The organism is Methanocorpusculum labreanum Z (genome assembly GCF_000015765.1).
Classification (GTDB): Archaea; Halobacteriota; Methanomicrobia; order Methanomicrobiales; family Methanocorpusculaceae; genus Methanocorpusculum; species Methanocorpusculum labreanum.
On sequence record NC_008942.1, the window covers coordinates 111884 to 128997 of the forward strand.

A 17114-nucleotide genomic window follows, 5' to 3' on the forward strand; every position below is an offset into this window, starting at 1 on the left:
AAGAGAAAAAGGGATGTTCAGATGAGATTATAGAACGTGTCTCTCTGACGAAGTGTCCTGCCGATATCGTCACACATTATTTTCATGTCTTCGGGACTGAAGTAATCCGATTCATCTCCGCCGCCGGCATCCTTTGAAAGGGCGTCCACAAACATCGTCCCCCCGACATCATTTCCTCCCGCCATCAGGGACAACTGTGTGACCTTTCGTCCGATCTTCGACCAGGGTACCTGGATGTTGTCGAAGTTGTCCAAAAACAGCCGTGAAATGGCGATCAGCAGAATGTCTTCGCGTCCTGTTGCATCATGGTTTACGATTCCTGCCCGTTCGAGCGGCGTATTTTTGTGCAGGAACGCCAGCGGAACAAGTTCGGTAAATACACCGGTTTCGTCCTGGACGTCGCGAAGGACCGATAGATGGCGTGCCCGTTCCTTTTCCGTTTCCACCGATCCGTACATGATCGTGGACGTTGCTCGAAATCCAACTTCCGAGGCTTCTTTGATGATCCTGACCCACTCTGCCGTGGAGAGTTTTTTACTGCAGATGATGTTTCGAACACGGTCGACGAGAATCTCCGCCGCCGTTCCCTGGACTGAACCGAGTCCCGCATCTTTTAGCCGAATGAGTGCTTCTTTTGTTGTGATGTCGCTTTGGTTCGCTGCAAACAAAATCTCATCCGGGCTGCATCCGTGAACGTGGATGCCGGGGATCTCTTCGTGGAATGTCCGGATCATCTTTTCGTAACTTTCGATGGTGAATTCCGGGTGAATTCCGGAAAGATACGAGACCTCGGTGACCTTTTTTCTGCCCGCATCTTTGGTATGCTCCCGGAACTCTTCATCCGTGAAGCAGAAAGCCTCGGGATCGGTACTCTTTCGTCCGAATGCACATAACCCGCAACAGTTTTTGCAGATGTTGGTCATGTGGATGTTCATGTTTCGGACATATGTTACGACATCGCCGTTTTTTCGTTCGCGAATGATATCGGCGGCCTCGGCAACCTTCCATATATCCCGGTTTTGCACCGAGAACAGGAATGCAGCTTCATCTTCCGTGAGCCGTGAGCCTCCAAGGACATCATTCAGAATGGTGGTGACGTTCATTTTTTCTTTCCTTTCGTTTTGGTCTCTTTGTTCTTCTTCAGCTTTCTGCTGACGAGTTCAATGATAACGATGATGAGTACCACAATCAGGGCAGACTCAAACAGATGCAGCGGTATAAAACCGATCAGAGGGATCGCAAACAATGCTTTTCCAACGATCCACTCCTCTTTGACCGGCTGCATCCTCCCGTAAGCCGAAAATATCGCATCCTGATCGATAAGGTCATTGTTGTCGCCTTTAGTAATATATCCTGCATGGGCTGCATCGCCGGTAAATCCCGCATCTTCGGCGACGGATTCGTTGATCCATGTTATCGCCCGGTGGATGATTGGCGTCACGCCGGTTACCCCGTTGGGCTGATAGACGATCACGTCCCCGTATCCTCCAAACGAAATCACCCCTGCCTCTTGTGCCTCGACCATCGTCATGAACCCGCCGTATCTGTTCTCGTCAACAACAAACACAAGGTCGTTGACGTTCAGATTCGGGACCATGCTTTCCGATTCGACGGCGACCAAGGCAGGCCATGTTCCTGATACTGCAAATAAAGCACAGCCGATAGCTGCAACAATGATAAAAACGATCAGGATATCCCTGATAAAATTTACTTTCGGATCTTTCGATTCGGGTAATTTTGGAATGGAAAGTGACATTGTTGTAGTATCTTATTCATCTATGAGAAGTATATAGATGTTTTCCCCTTCGGCTTTCTTTCATGTCCCGTATCGCCGGCCCCGGGACTGATAATCGCGAAGCGCCCTAAGATAGTCTACTTTTCGAAAGCCGCCCCAGTTGATGTCGGTAAAAAAAAGTTCCGAATACACCGACTGCCAGATCAAAAAGTCGGTGAGGTGATTCCCTCCGGTTTTTATCACAAAATCCGGGTTCACGTGAAATATGAGATGTTTCTCTATCATATCTTCCGTGATTTCATTAGGCTCCACACCCTCTTTTGCGATTTTGATGATCGCGTCGGTGATCTCTTCCCTTCCGGTTTTGCCAAGAGCGATCAGGATCTCTGGAATTCCGGTTCCGATTATCGTGTCGTGTTCGGGCGTACTTACCCGTACGGTCGTTTTCTTTCCAAGTTCTTCGAGTCCAAGCAGTCCCTCGATTCGCCGGGGATCATCCGTACTGATGTGGAAAATGATCTTTTTGATGTCTGGGAACTCTTTTGTCCAGGTATAGACCGCCTCTATTTTCCCCGCATCGAAAAGTACATCCTCATCGCTCAGCATGAAACATATCTCTTTTGGAAATGTTGTGAGGTCTCGGGAAATCAGGTACTCATAGAGGCGGTATATCATGAGGTATTACTCTATTGCTTTTCTCTGCATATCAAATTCGTGTATTATTTTATACTTGTTTGAGCGGTATTTATTTATATACACAGATACATACTAAAAAATATGCTTTCACCTTCAGATCTGCGAAAGGAGATTGAGAGACGACTTCGCAGTTATCTATCTCGTGACAAGTCAGGAATCAGAAAGGCGCTTTTACGTCTGCTCATTCGGGCAAAGTCCATGACCGTTCCCCAGATTCACGAAGCGCTTTCGACAAAGTTTGACGTGACCTATCATTCCGTGGCATCGATGGTTGGTATTGTTGCATCAAAATTAGGCATCCTGTCAACCCACAAGATGAAAGACGGTGCACTTGGAGTCTACGAACTTAAGGCACAGTATGCCGATTTAGTCGAACAGGTAGTTGCATCCACCTGAACATTCAGGCTGGATTCAGTACCAACTTTTTTCAGGGTATACTGCACATCAATATTAAATGGATACTGAGCAGGGTGGTCCTACCCCTCTTTCTGATATTACCGTCACGGACGAGGTCATCGCGTATATGGATAGCCGCGGTGGGGATTTTCGTATAAGCACGTCATGCAGCGGCCCGATTCTGATGCCGGTGCGAATACGCCCGGCAAAATCATCCGACATTCCGATTCGGGCAGGGAATCATGTGATCTTTATTTCCAGATATCAGATACAGTGGATATCGGAGATAACGATGCGCATGGTTCCGCGGCTTCTTTTCGAAGACGGCGATTATGGTTTTTGAGGAGCTCGAACACACTGCCGATATCCGTATGCGGATATCCGCCCCCGATCTATCTTCTCTGTTTTCAGAGAGCGGTTTTGCTCTGGCAAAAATTCTGTACGGAGCGTATCCTCTAGAACCCTCTACGGATTCATTTCCCATTCATGCAGAAGGAAAAGACCGCGAAGAACTGATCGTGAATTTCCTTTCGGAACTTCTCTTTCTGACGGAAACCGAGTATCTCATCCCCCAGAAATTTACCCTTTCTGTTGGAGACTCTGTTTCCGGTACGGTTGAGGGAGTTCTCTTCGACAGAGAAAAGCATGCCGGCGGCACCGGGGTAAAAGGCATCTCCTACTCAGGCTTATCGCTCACCAGAACAAAAACCGGATATGAACTGATAATAATTTTCGATATCTAACAATCATGAACGACCAGATCAAACAGGTTACTACGAATGAATGGGAAATCCCCATGGATTTTGTTCCCGGGATGCGTGTTCCCGGACGGTTTTTCCTCTCGAAAAACCTTGCAGAGACGCTTGAGGACGGAGCTCTCACCCAGCTTGCCAACGTGGCGACGCTTCCGGGTATTCTCAAGTATTCCCTTGGAATGCCCGACATTCACTGGGGATACGGTTTTCCAATCGGCGGTGTCGGTGCATTCGACGCCGAAACCGGGATCATCTCGCCGGGCGGCGTAGGGTTCGATATCAACTGCGGGGTTCGGATGATCACGACCCCGCTTACCGTCTCCGATATTTCCGATATGAAAGAACTGGTCGAGGATCTTTTCAACGCCGTCCCTACAGGCGTTGGTTCGAAGAGCCCGATTCGTTTATCGCAGAATGATCTATCGAGTATGCTCGAGTACGGAGCAAAGAATGCCGTTGAAATGGGTTACGGCATGGAGGGCGATATTCCCCGATGTGAGGAAAACGGAGCAATGGAGGGGGCAAAGCCGGAGCATGTCAGCAAAAAAGCCAGACAGCGGGGCATTCCCCAGTGCGGAACGCTTGGTTCCGGGAATCATTTTCTGGAAGTCCAGGTTGTTGATGACGTGGTCGATAACGAAACGGCGAAAACGTTCGGCGTGGCTAAAGGACAGATATGTGTTATGATCCACTGCGGTTCAAGGGGTCTCGGGCATCAGGTCTGCACGGACCATCTGCAGGTTCTCGAGTCGGCAGCGAAAAAATACGGTATAGATCTTCCGGACCGTCAGCTTGCCTGTGCTCCGCTTTCCTCTCCCGAAGGGGAAGCATATTTCGGTGCAATGGCGGCTTCTGCAAATTATGCCTGGGCCAACCGTCAGATCATCACGCATATCGTCAGGGAACTTTTCGTCAAAAAGTTCCATGTCTCTTACGAGGAGATGCCTCTTGTTTATGATGTTGCCCACAATGTCGCGAAATGGGAGGAGCACAATGTTGACGGGGTCCGGCGAAACGTCTGTGTTCACCGGAAAGGAGCGACCCGGGCATTTGGTCCGGGCAGGGCCGAGGTCCCTCACGAATTCCGGGCTTCCGGTCAGCCGGTCATCATCCCAGGAAGCATGGGGACATCATCCTACATTCTGGCGGGAACGGACGGTGCCATGGAGAAAACGTTCGGGAGTACCTGCCATGGTTCCGGCAGAGTGAAAAGCCGTTCTTCGGCGAAAAAGAGTCAGACCGGCGAAGAGGTCGCGAAAGCTCTTCTTCAACAGGGCATCATCGTTCGAGCGCCGAATCAGGCGGCGATCGCCGAAGAAGCGCCGGATGTGTATAAATCCAGCAGTGAAGTCGTTCAGACCGTGCACGATGCCGGGATCTCACGGATCGTTGCCAGAATGAGACCTCTTGGGGTGATCAAAGGATGACCGTCGCCGTATTCTGGGACTCAAAGATGACGTTCCACCGTCTGGTCGAAGATTCTGCCTGTCCGTGCGAAGCCGTCACGCCGCTTTTACTTTCGGCACCGTTCTACCGGGGACAATATACCGGCGTCATTATCCCAACCGGGTTTGGCAATACCTCGTACTCGAAACTTCTTCCGGCTCTCCGGGCATGTTCCGGCCGTATCGAACGGTATCTTGAGAATGGCGGGAAACTTCTCGTTTTTGGAGCGGCCGATGCCTCTCCGAACAGATATGACTGGCTTCCGGTGGAAGTTGAGTATCATTTTGAGTTTGGCGCACACTCTCTTACCGTCGACACTTCATCTCCGTGGTCTTCCCTCATCGACGGCTATGATATAACGAATTTTGCCAGTGACGGCTGGTTTGAAAAATACGAAGGCAAGCCTATCGCGACTGCGGAAAACGGCTTTCCTGTGCTGATCGAGTGTCCGGTTGGAAAAGGGACGCTTCTCCTTGCAAGCACGCATGAGTATCCGAGTTGTGCATTTCTCAAAAAATTCTCCGAAGGGGATGCCGTTTCTTTTTAATTGGAAAGATCCGGGTCTTCAAACGAAATCTTCTTCTTTTCAGATGGCATAACAAGTCATATATCCATTTTGGAGTCAAAACCTCATGACAAACGTAATATTCGATCTTCTGCATATTCTGGACGAAGCCGGAATCGGCCAGCCGGTTGCCGGAAACGTTATCAGTGAACGCCTGGGCATATCCCGGACTGCCGTCTGGAAGTATGTCAATCTTTTGCGTGAGGTCGGATATGTCATTGATGCCTCGGCAAAAACCGGATACACGCTTCGGAAACGTACGTGGTTATTACTCCCGTATGAGGTCAAACGGCATCTCAAAACCAAGGTCATCGGTCAGGAGATGCACCATTTCGAGCAGGTCCCTTCAACGAACGCACTTGCCCGGCAGATGATGCATGAGGTCGGAGACGAAGTTCAGCCGGGAACCGTTCTTATTGCCGAGCAGCAGACCGGCGGTCTTGGCAGAATGAACCGTGTATGGATGTCGCCTGAAGGAGGTATCTGGGCGACTATCGTGGTGATGCCAAAACTCCATGTCGATCAGACCTTCCTGATCATGATGGCCGCCTCGATCTCGCTAGCCCGGGCGATCAGACATGAGTTCGAACTCTCGGCTTTGATCCAGTGGCCGAACGATGTGTTCATCGGCGATAAAAAAGTTGCCGGAACGACGCTTGAACTTGCTGCGGACGAGGATATCATCAAATACTGTCTGGTAGGGATCGGTGTGGACGTGAACGTCTGCGTTGAAAAAGTTATGCCGAACCTTTCCAAGATCGTCACGTCTCTCTCGGATGAACTCGGCCACGATGTGGATCGTGCCCAGCTCTTCTCCGTGTTTCTTAAGGAGTTCGAACGCCGGTATCAGATGATTCTAAAAGGCGAAACCGAGCCTCTTTTCCGTGAATGGAGAAGTCTCTCCCGAACTCTTCACCGGAGGGTTCGCGTTCGGACGATCCGTGAGAGCTTCGAAGGCGAGGCACTCGACGTCGATGAACGTGGGGCATTGATCATCCACAAAGATAATGGCGAGGTCGAACGCGTGATAGCGGGCGACTGCTATCTTATCTGATCCTTTTTTATTGTTAACCAACACACAAATTATGGTTAACAATGTACGGTGACGAAAAACGTTCGAGTCTGATCATTTATTCAGCGGTGTTTGTGGCACTGATCACGGTAGGCGGCTGGATATCCATTCCGTTTGTCGTTCCGTTCACGCTTCAGACGATGTTTGTTCTGCTGGCGGCATCGGTGATGAAAAAATATGCGGTGATTCCAACAGCGCTGTATGTGTTGTTCGGCACGCTCGGTCTGCCGATCTTCCACAACGGGACTGCAGGAATTGGGATCCTGCTTGGACCGACCGGCGGGTTTTTGATCGGTTTTATTCTGATGGCATTCATTGCAGGCATGTTCTTTTCGAAAAAAACGGTGTCTGCCGATATAACCGGGCTTCTTCTCGCAACGCTTGTCAGTTATATCTGCGGGGCCGGATGGTTCATGATCTCCTCGGGAGCTACACTTCTGGCGGCCCTGATTGCCTGTGTGGTTCCGTTTATCGCAGGCGACATCATCAAAATCACTGCCGTTGAACTGATAACGCTTCGTCTTCGAAAAAGCGAGAGGTTCGTATTTGATTGAAATCACCGATCTCCGTCACGGGGTTTTGAGCATCCCCTCTCTATCGATTCCGCCTGGACTTACGGTGGTCTCCGGCAAAAACGGCGCAGGAAAAACAACGCTCCTGAAGATCTGTTCGGGGATCGTTCTTCCCGATTCAGGCTCTGTCAGTATAGATGGCCCTTCCCCTCGTTTGCAGAATGTGGGTTACGTGAGCGAGTTTCCCGACCGCCATCTGCTGTTTCCGATCGTGTTCGAAGAGATCGCCTCCTCCCTTAGGTTTGCCAAAATTCCGCAGGCCAGGATCGAGGAAAAAGTTTTACAGACCGCAGAGGATGCAGGCATAACTCATCTGCTCAAAAGGGAGTGCCGGACACTCTCCGGCGGTGAGAAGATGCTTGTCGGGATAACGGCGGCGGTCATTCACGATCCTATCCTTCTCGTTCTCGACGAGCCGGATTCCCATCTAGACCCGGAGACCGTTGAAGATCTTTGCTCGTTTATTTCTTCGAGACATATTTCGTATGTGATGTGGAGTTCGCATTCCGTTTCCCTTAGACAAAAAGCGGATTTCGAGGTGAGACTGTGAGAATCGTCCTCTCTTCGGTCCAACTCCGTGCAGGTGCATTTTCTTTTGCGGCCGACGATTTCTTTTCCGAAGGGGTCCATATGATTTCCGGCAGGATTGGGTCAGGAAAATCCACGCTTGGATCGGCTCTGGCCGGATTATCCGAAATTGAATCCGGGAAAATAATTTTGGAAGGCTGTGGTTCTCCAATTCTTTTGATGCAGTTTCCGGAATATCAGGTGACAGGCCCGACGGTGGTCCGTGAGATTTCGTCATGGGGCGTCCCCCGTGGGGATCCGACATTCTCCAGTCTCGACGTGGAGATATCGGATCGGGATCCGTTTACACTATCCAGAGGAGAACTGAAACGGCTGATGCTTGCCTGTGTTTTTTCCAAAGACCCGGATGTTCTCATTCTCGATGAGCCGTATGCTTCGCTGGATATTTCGGCGAAGGAGGTTTTGACCGGTATGATTGAAAACCGCCGGGGTATCACGATCGTTTTTTCTCATGAAACGGAGTATGCGCCGAATCACGCAGTGTGGTGGAAAATAGAGAGCGGAGGCCTGCATCGTGAGTGACATCCGCTTCCGGCTTCTTACGCTTGTGCTTCTCTCGGTCCTTTCCTTCGTGAATTTGTTTGGAGCGGCGGCGGTTTTTATCTGGTGGCTCGTTTTCGGGGCAAAGACGACGTTTGCAAAAAATTCCTGGAAGATCGTTGTGCCGGTATCGATTTTTATCGGTCTGTTTCCCTCGGTTGTTTTGTATTTTACGGGCGGTGATTTTTTCTACGGCGCGAAGATCTTTGTTCTTGTTCTGCTTGCGTTCTGGTTCTCGGCTTCCTTGCTTCCGGGCGAACTGATGAGTTTCTTTGTCTGGCTTTTTGGTCAGCGTATCGGTTTTGATCTGGGGATGGCAGCAGAGTTTTCCGTTCAGGCGATCAGCGAGATCAGGGAGGATTTCGGGCGTATGCGGGCTGCTCTTCGTATCAAGGGTCAGAAGTTTTCCGTTTCGGCCGTCCCTTCTCTTGCGGCAGGTCTGCTCATTCTTTCGTTAAGGAGAGCAGGTGTCCAGTCATCGCTTCTGGCAAGACGGGGATATTGTTCGGGAGGGGCGTTCGTCCCGTTTTTTTCGCCAGGGGTGTATGATTTTCTGATGCTTGGCACTGCTGTTTGTCTGTATGGTGTGTGTTTGATTTGAAATCAGGTTTTGCTCAGTTGATGGCTAACTTATCGGCTCATCCCTTCCTGCTCGCAAATCAAAGATTTGGTCGCACGTCTATCGACTTGCTTAGCTAAGGTCGGCCGCTTTCAGCGTTCGATCCGCCCATTCGCAAACCGTTGGTTTGCTCGGCTGAGGCTGCCCCTGCGGGTCAGCCCGCCCACACAAACTAATTTATTTCAGGGAACCTACAATGAAGTATGGATACATCTAAGGACAGCGGCGTAAGTCCGGTTATTGCAACTGTACTTTTAATCGCTCTTTCCGTTGTTCTTATAGCGCTTGTCGCTGCAGTCGTTATGGCAAGCATCAGCTCTTTTACGCCTGTCGAGAATAAGGTGGTCGGGTTTACCGTTGAGGTGAATGCAACGAATAATACCGCCCTGATAACCCCGGTCGCAGGAAACGATCTTCCGTTTCTGACATCATACCGTGTATATACAAATAACGGACACTGGGACAGCCCTGATGCACAAGGGATCCGGGTTCCCGATTTCAATTCGACCGTGACGTATGTCAACATCGTCGGCAATTTTACGGATCACATCACGGCGCTGGTTTTCAGCGGAAAGGTCGTTATCGAAGGTGGTGTCATTATCGTGACCCCGGTGGTGAATCCGTATTATGTGGTCGGGTCTGATGGCTACAATACCACATCCGAATTTGTCGACTCGTTTAACACGTGGTATAACAAATACTACGATACCGGCTTGAATCCTGGAGATCCCGGGTATGAGGTCGTTACTGTAGATATAAATGATAAAGATTTCACGTTTTCCAACCTGAATCCGATCATTGTTGGAAATCAGCCGATTGAATTCTCTCAATCAAATGTACATGACCTGAGTTATGGTAATGTTAAAATTCTCATTGATGAAGGTGGAAACATTGTACGTGCCCCCGGTTATTATGATGCATTATTAGAGATAGGTAACATCAGTGATCCCGGGACGACCGAAGTTACGATTGAAAAAAAGCAAGGTGATCCGTTTACGCTCAATGGAAGTAATATCGACGGTGTTACATCCCCTCTTATAACAATATCATCCCAAGGCCGTTTGGTAGTTCAAAAAGATGCTACTCTTGTTGTGGAAAATAACCAGAACCTGTATGGAGATGGATTTGGGGGGGGGATATTTGTCGATGATGGTGGTGAACTGGAAGTACGTGGTACATTACGGATTAATTATAATTCTGCAAACTATGGCGGTGGTATTTACAAATCAAGATGGGGTAGCGTCACCACTCCGGGTACCGGGACTATAATATACTTAGGAAACACTGCAGTGATAGCAGGTCCTAACATCTATAATGAACCATAATATCTCCTTCAGAGCAATCGGTTTCCCAAGGGACTACTTTTTTAACTCTACACTCCAAAATAATTAAGGTTTAGATAACTCGTATGAGCAGGGAGAACACTATGAAAAAACTCAATATTACCGACACAACGCTCCGTGACGCTCATCAGTCACTGGCGGCAACGCGTATGCGGACCGAAGACATGCTCGCTCTAGCCCGCGAGATGGAAAAAGCCGGCTTCTGGTCCGTTGAAGCCTGGGGCGGGGCGACCTTTGACACCTGTATCCGGTATCTGAACGATGATCCGTGGGACCGTCTCAGAACGCTCCGGGAAATCTTTGTCAAGACTCCGATCCAGATGCTTCTTCGGGGACAAAATCTCGTCGGCTACCGTCATTACCCGGATGATGTTGTCGATAAATTCGTCTCTTCTGCATCGGAGAATGGTGTCCGTGTCTTTCGGATCTTCGACGCACTGAACGATACCAGAAATATGGAGAGGGCCATGAAGGCCGTCATCGATACCGGAAATCACCTTCAGGGCACTATATCATATACGACCAGCCCGGTCCACAGCATCGAAGGTTTCGTTACGATGGCCGAGGAACTCTACGGTCTTGGCTGTAATTCGATATGCATCAAAGACATGGCCGGACTCATTATGCCCGAGGCCGCCCGTGAACTTATCCTCGGCATCAAAGAAAGACTCGACATCCCGGTCTGTCTCCACAGCCACTCGACAAGCGGCATTGCCCCCATGAGTTATCAGGCGGCCATTGAAGCAGGCGTCGATATCCTCGACACCGCCATGTCTCCTTTTGCCGGAGGAACAAGCCAGCCCGCAACGGAAAGTGTCGTGGCATCTCTTATCGGCACTCCACGCGACACACAGATCTCTCTTTCCACTCTTCGTTCGATCAAAGGTGCAGCGGCAAACATCAGAGGAAAATATGAATGCCTGATCGACCCGATCAGTGTCCGTATCGACAGCGATGTTCTCAGCTATCAGCTCCCGGGCGGCATGATCTCCAACCTTGTCTCCCAGTTGAAAGAGCAGAATGCACTCGACAAAATGGACGAGGTTTTCCTCGAGGTGCCAAAAGTCAGAGAAGATCTCGGCTATCCCCCGCTTGTAACGCCGACGTCGCAGATCGTCGGGACCCAGGCTGTTTTGAATGTGTTAATGGGCGGACGCTACAAGACCGTCACCAACGAAGTCCGCGATTATCTCAAAGGACTGTATGGAAAGAGCCCCAAACCGCTCGACGATGCTCTGGTCACCTCGATCATCGGCGATACCCCGAGAATCTCCTGCAGGCCGGCCGACACTCTTGAACCGATCTACGACAAGATGAAAGCCGACGCAGAAGCGCAGGGTCTCGTCAAAAAAGAAGAAGATGTCCTCACCTACATTCTCTATCCGGCCATCGCCCCGGCCTTCCTGAAAGGCGAGAAGAAAGCTGAAGCATTCCCTGTTGTTCCGACCTCGGTCGGCGGCATTGCTCCGGCAGACTACGACATCCCAAGATCCATGGAAGTCGAGGTCGACGGTGAAATCTATGCCGTTCGCATCCTCTCTGTCGAAGGAGAAGCCGTCGTCAGTTCCGTAAAGTCCGCCGAGACCAGGCCTCGCGGCGATGTCCCCGGTGGTGTGAAGAGCAGTATTCAGGGCATGGTTCTCGACATCAAAGTTCAGGCAGGACAGAAAGTATCTGCGGGCGAGACCCTCCTCGTTCTCGAAGCGATGAAAATGGAGAATCCGATCGTCAGTCCGATCGACGGTACGGTCACCGAGATCTTCGTCGAGAACGGAGCCGTCGTCCAGAGCGGCGATGTTTTAGTGGTGGTGCAATGAGTAAAAACGAATACTTTGACAAAGTATTGGTTGCGAACCGTGGCGAGATCGCCATTCGCGTTATGCGTGCATGCCGCGAAATGGGTATCGAAACGGTCGCCGTTTACTCGGAAGCCGATGCGAATGCATTACACGTGAAGTATGCCGACGAGGCTTTTCTCATCGGTGCCGCCCACCCGACGAAAAGCTACCTGAATATGGACCGGATCCTCGAGGTCGCCGAGATGGCCGGCGCCGACGCGATCCATCCGGGATACGGATTTCTTGCAGAGAAAGCAGCATTTTCCGCAGCAGTAAAAAAAGCCGGATTCACGTTTATCGGCCCGTCGGAAGCGACCATCAAAATGATGGGATCCAAACTCGACTCCAAGCAGGCGATGCATGATGCCGGGGTCCCGGTTCTTCCCTGGACCCAGAGCACCGACCATGATGAGGCCAAAGCATTTGCCGAATCGATCGGTTACCCGGTGATCGTCAAAGCGTCCGCCGGGGGAGGGGGTATTGGTATGACGATCGTCAACAACGAAGCCGAACTCGACGAAGCGATCGCAAAATCCAGCAGGACCGCCGCCTCGGCATTCGGCGACTCGACGGTTTTCATCGAAAAGTATCTGGCAAAACCCAGACACATCGAGGTCCAGGTCTTCGCCGACTCAAAGGGCGATGTGATCCACATGTACGAACGTGAGTGTTCGATCCAGAGACGTCACCAGAAACTCATCGAAGAGGCGCCGTGCCCCATCATGACCGATGAACTCCGCGAACGAATGACCCAGTCTGCGATGACGGTTGCAAAAACCTGCAATTATGAAAACGCCGGGACCGTCGAGTTCCTGTATGATTCGGGAAATTACTACTTCATGGAGATGAACACCCGTCTGCAGGTCGAACACACCGTGACCGAGCTTATTACCGGACTGGATATGGTCAGAATGCAGATCCAGGTCGCTGCCGGCGAACCTCTCCCGTATGCGCAGGATCAGATCACCTGCCGTGGACACGCGATCGAGTGCCGTGTGAACGCCGAGGATCCGATGAACAACTTCCAGGCGGATGCAGGAAAAATCAGCCGCTACCGGTCCCCGGGAGGTCCGGGTATCAGAATTGACAGCTGCATCCATGCAGGCTATTCGATCCCGCCGCTGTATGATTCGATGATCGCAAAACTCTGTGCACGGGCAATGACCCGCGAAGAGACCGTTGCGAGAATGCGCCGCGCCCTCACCGAATACGTCATCATCGGTGTAAAAACGACCCTCCCTCTCCATTACGCCGTCATGAACAATCCTGAGTTTATCGCCGGAAACACCCACACGCATTTCCTGCAGGATCCGACGATCACCCAGTCTCTCACAAGATATATGCGCGAGAGCGAGACCCGGATGAATCAGCTTGGAGATTCGCTGCGTCCCGGAAAAGAGAAAACCATCGCGGTCACGGCGGCAGTGAGTGCCTATATGAGTGCTCTTGCAGCGAAAAACGGCCAGAAAAAAGAATAATTTTTTTATTAATTTATTTTCTTTTCCTGTTTACGGTAGCCTTCCAGCATCAGGGTCGCGATATTCTTTACCGGCAGTCCGGTCACCTGATGAAGGTGAAATTCGCAGAACGGGCAGACCGTTACGATGTAATCGGCTCCGGTTTCTTTCACCATCTCGGCACGCACTGCTCCAATTGCCGCCGCCTGTTCAGGGAGACCCGACTTCACGCCGCCGCCAGCTCCGCAGCATCGTGCCGGCATCTCCACGAACTTTTCCGCAACCGAGTTCAGGAGAATTCTGGGTTGTTCCGAGATTCCCTGTCCCCGAAGGAGATGACACGGATCATGATACGTATAAGTCCCTTCCACTTTTTCCGGGATTTCAAATCCAAGTTCGCACAGGAATTCCGTAATATCCACAACTCTGAACGGGGTGTCGTAATCGTTTTTCAGCGTTGAACCGCACCCAGCACAGATCGTCAGGACGGTGTCCACGCCTGCTTTGACGAATGCATCGATGTTTCGTTTCTGCAGTTCAGGAATAAACCCGCAGAGTCCGGTTCTGATCAGCGGCGATCCGCAGCAGACCTGATCCTTGGGAATGATGACTCTTATCCCGTTTTTCCTGAGAACCTCCATCGCATCCAAAGCCGGCTGGATGACTCGTCCGTTGAACATACATCCAACGAAAAATCCTACCGTTGCTCTGACCTCTCCTTCCGGCTCGATAACATCCGGCACCCGTTCAAGGAAGGTCGGCTCCTTTCGCTCAATCGACCGGCCGGTCTTCTCGATAAGAGAAGCAAGGGCCTTGTGTGCCGGAAGGGAGAGTCCCCTCTTTGCTGCCTCGGCCCGGAGTTTTTCGATAGCTTTTCGTGGCGTCTCGATCTCTTTTGGGCAGACCTCGACACATTTATGGCAGGTCGTGCAGGAAAAGAGTCCCTTGTCGATCGCTTCAAGGATACGGTCCCCTTTGTCCCGGGGATCGAGATTAAGTCTCTGCTCCTGCCGCATGATCGTCGGGCCTTTGTAATCCGAGGCCGCGATCGCGGGACATGAGGAGATACATGAGTAGCATTCGATGCATTCCCGCAAGGGTTTCATCTCCTCGATCTCCTGCTGCGTGACCGGCGTGCAGTCGCATCCGCTGTTCATCCAGGCCATCTGTGCCATGACCGGGGCAATATCAGTGACCAGGTCTCTGATCCTCGGCAGTTCGAGGGGTTCGATGATATCGCCTTCGCGTGCTTCCTGCATGCAGGCAAGAACAGGTTCGCCGTTCACGCGAACGGCGCACGAGCCACACTGCCCTCCCCGGCAGCAATGCCGGTAGGCGAACTCTGGGTCGATCGTATCGTGAACTGCATCCAAAACATTGAGTACGCGTGCCGAATCTTTTACACTGACATCATACTCTACAAATTTCGGTGGTTCTCCGGTTGCCGGATCGAAACGGGAGATGGTTACTTTCATAATCTATCCTCCAGAATTTCTATCCCTGATTTGCCTTTGACAAAGAAGGTGTGGCCGAACGGCGATGTCTCGTTCGTCCAGCTCTGCTTCACATCGGTCCGGGTGTGGGCCCCTCGTGACTCTCTTCGGAGGAGTGCTCCTTCGATAACGAGCTGGGCGACAAGCAACATATTTTCCGTGACCACGGCATCGGAAAGTTCGCGGGGCGAAGCGATCTTCAGCTGTGTGTTCTGCAGTTTTTTGATCTCCCTTTCGGCAACTCTCAGGTCGAGTTCGTTTCGGTAGATCCCTACATTGTTCCACATCATCATCTTCATGGCCCGTCTGATATCGGCGGATTTCGCCGTACCTTCATAATAGGATTCCAGTCTGTTTTCAGCCGCTCTGATCTGATCCATGTCGATTTTTCTTGCCGTCCGTTCTGTTTTTCCTGCCGAGATGCCTGCCCTTCTCCCAAACACCTGCGTATCGGCAAGAGCATTTCCTCCAAGACGGTTTCCTCCGTGAACACCGCCGGTTACTTCTCCGGCTGCATAAAGATGAGGCACCGTTGTTTTTGCTTCCGGCGTTATCTTTATCCCGCCCATGAAATGGTGGGCGGTCGGTGCGACCTCCATCGGTTCGTTTCTGATATCCACACCGAACTGCAGGAACTGATTCAGCATGATCGGAAGGCGTGTTTCGATCTGTTCACGCGGAAGATGACTGACATCCAGCCAGACACCCCCATGGGAGGTGCCCCGCCCTTCGAGAACTTCGGTGGCAATTCCCCGTGCCACGACATCGCGGGTGGAAAGCTCCATACGTGCCGGATCATATTTCGCCATGAACCGTTCCCCGAGTGCGTTTTTCAGGATGCCTCCCTCTCCTCTCACCGCTTCGGTGATCAGCCTTCCGCGTGAATCGTAAGGAGTTACGGCTCCGGTCGGGTGGAATTGGACCTGTTCCATATCGATGAGCTGTGCTCCGGCCCGGTAGCCAAGAGCGTATCCGTCTCCGGTCCCGGCCGTCGAGTTGGTCGTCGTGTCGTAGACCTGGCCGGCCCCGCCGGTCGCAAGGATCACCGCATCGGCCGTAATGATCCCAAGTTCTCCCTCCCGATCACACGTGATCGCCCCGTTTACTTTTCCATCGTCTGAAAGGAGATCAAGGACCGTCACTTCATTTTCGATCTCGACTGATGAACCCCGGAGTTTTTCGAGAAGGGTCATCACCAGCTCGTGACCCGTGTGGTCTCCCGCATAACAGGTTCTGGCACACCGCTGTCCGCCGAAAGGCCGCTGAGCTATCGTATTGTCTTCTTTCAGATCGAAGACGGCCCCCCAGGAAAAAAGATCACGGATCCTGTTCGGGGCTTCGCTTGCGAGTGTCTGCACGAGTAATTCATCGTTGAGAAACGCCCCGCCCTTCATCGTATCCTCGAAATGGGTCTGTATCGAATCTTCTTCATTCAATACGGCATTGAATCCGCCTTCTGCCATGACGGTACACCCGCCTTTCCCGGTGATCGTTTTCGAGACAATGATCGTCTCGCCAAACGTTTCCGCCTCAACGGCGGCACGTATTCCGGCGCCGCCCGACCCTATGACAAGTACGTGACAGTCTTTTGTATTCTCGATGCCCATTTCGAATCCTTAATTATATCTATTGGAAGAGGGAGGGGATAAAAGCAGGGGAAAAGGAAGGTTATGCTTCCAGAATCGTCTCTCCGTTCGGCGTCGTATAATATTTTATCACGGTCCCGTCGGGTTCTGTTGCCGTATATCTGATGTTTCCGTCGTTGTCGGTGAACCACTCGGTTTTCGATCCGTCAATGAATTGAATGGAGCCTGCCGTTTCATCGCCGGTGAAAATATTTCCCTCCTCGTCGGTATACGAAGACGGTTCCTCCGTTTGTGCCGTGCAGCCTGCCGAAAAAGTCAGCAGGATCAGGGCAAGGAGGGCTATACCGACTATTCGCATTTTCTTCATGCAGGAGTGTTGGTTTGAATAATTGATATCCTTTGTTCCTATCCCG

At 51.3% G+C, this 17114-nt stretch carries 19 protein-coding genes; 13 read left to right on the forward strand and 6 right to left on the reverse strand.

Annotated features, from left to right (window positions below; translation table 11 throughout):
- Window positions 1-17: 17 nt before the first annotated feature.
- Genes cofH through MLAB_RS00660 form a run of 3 tightly spaced genes read right to left on the reverse strand, consistent with a single transcriptional unit; the run spans window position 18 to window position 2341 of the window.
- A complete protein-coding gene (gene cofH / locus MLAB_RS00650) occupies window positions 18-1103 on the reverse strand; it encodes a 5-amino-6-(D-ribitylamino)uracil--L-tyrosine 4-hydroxyphenyl transferase CofH (protein ID WP_011832501.1) in 1086 nt (361 codons plus the stop codon).
- Window positions 1100-1756 (reverse strand): S26 family signal peptidase, encoded by a 657-nt coding sequence (locus MLAB_RS00655; RefSeq protein ID WP_011832502.1) that lies wholly within the window; start codon window positions 1754-1756, stop codon window positions 1100-1102. The genes cofH and MLAB_RS00655 overlap by 4 nt, the downstream gene beginning before the upstream one ends.
- A gap of 60 nt (window positions 1757-1816) precedes the next feature.
- Complete coding sequence (locus MLAB_RS00660; RefSeq protein WP_245525969.1) at window positions 1817-2341, reverse strand: undecaprenyl diphosphate synthase family protein; 525 nt, start codon at window positions 2339-2341, stop codon at window positions 1817-1819.
- 171 nt (window positions 2342-2512) lie between these two features.
- Between MLAB_RS00660 and MLAB_RS00665 the strand changes: the two genes are divergently transcribed.
- The 13 genes from MLAB_RS00665 to MLAB_RS00725 all read left to right on the forward strand — a co-directional run bounded on the left by MLAB_RS00665 (window position 2513) and on the right by MLAB_RS00725 (window position 13643).
- On the forward strand, window positions 2513-2827 hold the full coding sequence (locus tag MLAB_RS00665) for a DUF2551 domain-containing protein (protein WP_011832504.1): 315 nt from the start codon (window positions 2513-2515) through the stop codon (window positions 2825-2827).
- A 58-nt stretch (window positions 2828-2885) separates the two neighbouring features.
- Entirely contained in the window at window positions 2886-3170 is a 285-nt protein-coding gene (locus MLAB_RS00670; protein WP_011832505.1) for a hypothetical protein, read from the forward strand.
- On the forward strand, window positions 3160-3570 hold the full coding sequence (locus tag MLAB_RS00675) for an archease (RefSeq protein ID WP_011832506.1): 411 nt from the start codon (window positions 3160-3162) through the stop codon (window positions 3568-3570). Before MLAB_RS00670 ends, MLAB_RS00675 begins: the two co-directional genes overlap by 11 nt.
- Before the next feature lie 5 nt (window positions 3571-3575).
- Window positions 3576-5009: an RtcB family protein gene (locus MLAB_RS00680; protein ID WP_011832507.1), complete on the forward strand. Its 1434-nt coding sequence runs from the start codon at window positions 3576-3578 to the stop codon at window positions 5007-5009.
- Window positions 5006-5575, forward strand: coding sequence for a hypothetical protein (locus MLAB_RS00685; RefSeq protein ID WP_011832508.1), 570 nt, complete (start codon window positions 5006-5008; stop codon window positions 5573-5575). Before MLAB_RS00680 ends, MLAB_RS00685 begins: the two co-directional genes overlap by 4 nt.
- 85 nt (window positions 5576-5660) lie before the next feature.
- Entirely contained in the window at window positions 5661-6647 is a 987-nt protein-coding gene (locus MLAB_RS00690) for a biotin--[acetyl-CoA-carboxylase] ligase (RefSeq protein WP_011832509.1), read from the forward strand.
- Between the two features lie 41 nt (window positions 6648-6688).
- Entirely contained in the window at window positions 6689-7219 is a 531-nt protein-coding gene (locus tag MLAB_RS00695) for a biotin transporter BioY (RefSeq protein ID WP_011832510.1), read from the forward strand.
- Window positions 7212-7787, forward strand: coding sequence for an ABC transporter ATP-binding protein (locus MLAB_RS00700; RefSeq protein WP_011832511.1), 576 nt, complete (start codon window positions 7212-7214; stop codon window positions 7785-7787). Before MLAB_RS00695 ends, MLAB_RS00700 begins: the two co-directional genes overlap by 8 nt.
- Window positions 7784-8347 (forward strand): ATP-binding cassette domain-containing protein, encoded by a 564-nt coding sequence (locus MLAB_RS00705; protein ID WP_011832512.1) that lies wholly within the window; start codon window positions 7784-7786, stop codon window positions 8345-8347. The genes MLAB_RS00700 and MLAB_RS00705 overlap by 4 nt, the downstream gene beginning before the upstream one ends.
- A complete protein-coding gene (locus tag MLAB_RS00710; RefSeq protein WP_011832513.1) occupies window positions 8340-8966 on the forward strand; it encodes a hypothetical protein in 627 nt (208 codons plus the stop codon). Before MLAB_RS00705 ends, MLAB_RS00710 begins: the two co-directional genes overlap by 8 nt.
- A gap of 221 nt (window positions 8967-9187) precedes the next feature.
- On the forward strand, window positions 9188-10309 hold the full coding sequence (locus MLAB_RS00715) for a type IV pilin (protein WP_011832514.1): 1122 nt from the start codon (window positions 9188-9190) through the stop codon (window positions 10307-10309).
- Window positions 10310-10410: 101 nt separating this feature from the next.
- Window positions 10411-12144 (forward strand): pyruvate/oxaloacetate carboxyltransferase, encoded by a 1734-nt coding sequence (locus MLAB_RS00720; protein ID WP_011832515.1) that lies wholly within the window; start codon window positions 10411-10413, stop codon window positions 12142-12144.
- Window positions 12141-13643 (forward strand): acetyl-CoA carboxylase biotin carboxylase subunit, encoded by a 1503-nt coding sequence (locus tag MLAB_RS00725; protein WP_011832516.1) that lies wholly within the window; start codon window positions 12141-12143, stop codon window positions 13641-13643. Before MLAB_RS00720 ends, MLAB_RS00725 begins: the two co-directional genes overlap by 4 nt.
- Window positions 13644-13651: 8 nt before the next feature.
- Here the strand turns inward: MLAB_RS00725 and tfrB are convergent, their stop codons facing one another.
- From tfrB to MLAB_RS00740, 3 genes are all read right to left on the reverse strand, one after another.
- Window positions 13652-15097, reverse strand: coding sequence for a fumarate reductase (CoM/CoB) subunit TfrB (tfrB, locus tag MLAB_RS00730; protein WP_011832517.1), 1446 nt, complete (start codon window positions 15095-15097; stop codon window positions 13652-13654).
- The gene (gene tfrA / locus MLAB_RS00735) at window positions 15094-16722 is read right to left on the reverse strand and encodes a fumarate reductase (CoM/CoB) subunit TfrA (RefSeq protein WP_011832518.1); all 1629 of its coding nucleotides are present in this window, start codon (window positions 16720-16722) and stop codon (window positions 15094-15096) included. The genes tfrB and tfrA overlap by 4 nt, the downstream gene beginning before the upstream one ends.
- Before the next feature lie 61 nt (window positions 16723-16783).
- Complete coding sequence (locus MLAB_RS00740; protein ID WP_011832519.1) at window positions 16784-17068, reverse strand: hypothetical protein; 285 nt, start codon at window positions 17066-17068, stop codon at window positions 16784-16786.
- Window positions 17069-17114 lie beyond the last annotated feature (46 nt).

Bases quoted from the DNA above. Each gene is read 5' to 3' on its own strand.
- cofH (WP_011832501.1), bottom strand. From the start codon at position 1,103: ATGAACGTCACCACCATTCTGAATGATGTCCTTGGAGGCTCACGGCTC.
- MLAB_RS00655 (WP_011832502.1), bottom strand. From the start codon at position 1,756: ATGTCACTTTCCATTCCAAAATTACCCGAATCGAAAGATCCGAAAGTA.
- MLAB_RS00660 (WP_245525969.1), bottom strand. From the start codon at position 2,341: ATGCTGAGCGATGAGGATGTACTTTTCGATGCGGGGAAAATAGAGGCG.
- MLAB_RS00665 (WP_011832504.1), top strand. From the start codon at position 2,513: ATGCTTTCACCTTCAGATCTGCGAAAGGAGATTGAGAGACGACTTCGC.
- MLAB_RS00670 (WP_011832505.1), top strand. From the start codon at position 2,886: ATGGATACTGAGCAGGGTGGTCCTACCCCTCTTTCTGATATTACCGTC.
- MLAB_RS00675 (WP_011832506.1), top strand. From the start codon at position 3,160: ATGGTTTTTGAGGAGCTCGAACACACTGCCGATATCCGTATGCGGATA.
- MLAB_RS00680 (WP_011832507.1), top strand. From the start codon at position 3,576: ATGAACGACCAGATCAAACAGGTTACTACGAATGAATGGGAAATCCCC.
- MLAB_RS00685 (WP_011832508.1), top strand. From the start codon at position 5,006: ATGACCGTCGCCGTATTCTGGGACTCAAAGATGACGTTCCACCGTCTG.
- MLAB_RS00690 (WP_011832509.1), top strand. From the start codon at position 5,661: ATGACAAACGTAATATTCGATCTTCTGCATATTCTGGACGAAGCCGGA.
- MLAB_RS00695 (WP_011832510.1), top strand. From the start codon at position 6,689: ATGTACGGTGACGAAAAACGTTCGAGTCTGATCATTTATTCAGCGGTG.
- MLAB_RS00715 (WP_011832514.1), top strand. From the start codon at position 9,188: ATGGATACATCTAAGGACAGCGGCGTAAGTCCGGTTATTGCAACTGTA.
- MLAB_RS00720 (WP_011832515.1), top strand. From the start codon at position 10,411: ATGAAAAAACTCAATATTACCGACACAACGCTCCGTGACGCTCATCAG.
- MLAB_RS00725 (WP_011832516.1), top strand. From the start codon at position 12,141: ATGAGTAAAAACGAATACTTTGACAAAGTATTGGTTGCGAACCGTGGC.
- tfrB (WP_011832517.1), bottom strand. From the start codon at position 15,097: ATGAAAGTAACCATCTCCCGTTTCGATCCGGCAACCGGAGAACCACCG.
- tfrA (WP_011832518.1), bottom strand. From the start codon at position 16,722: ATGGGCATCGAGAATACAAAAGACTGTCACGTACTTGTCATAGGGTCG.
- MLAB_RS00740 (WP_011832519.1), bottom strand. From the start codon at position 17,068: ATGAAGAAAATGCGAATAGTCGGTATAGCCCTCCTTGCCCTGATCCTG.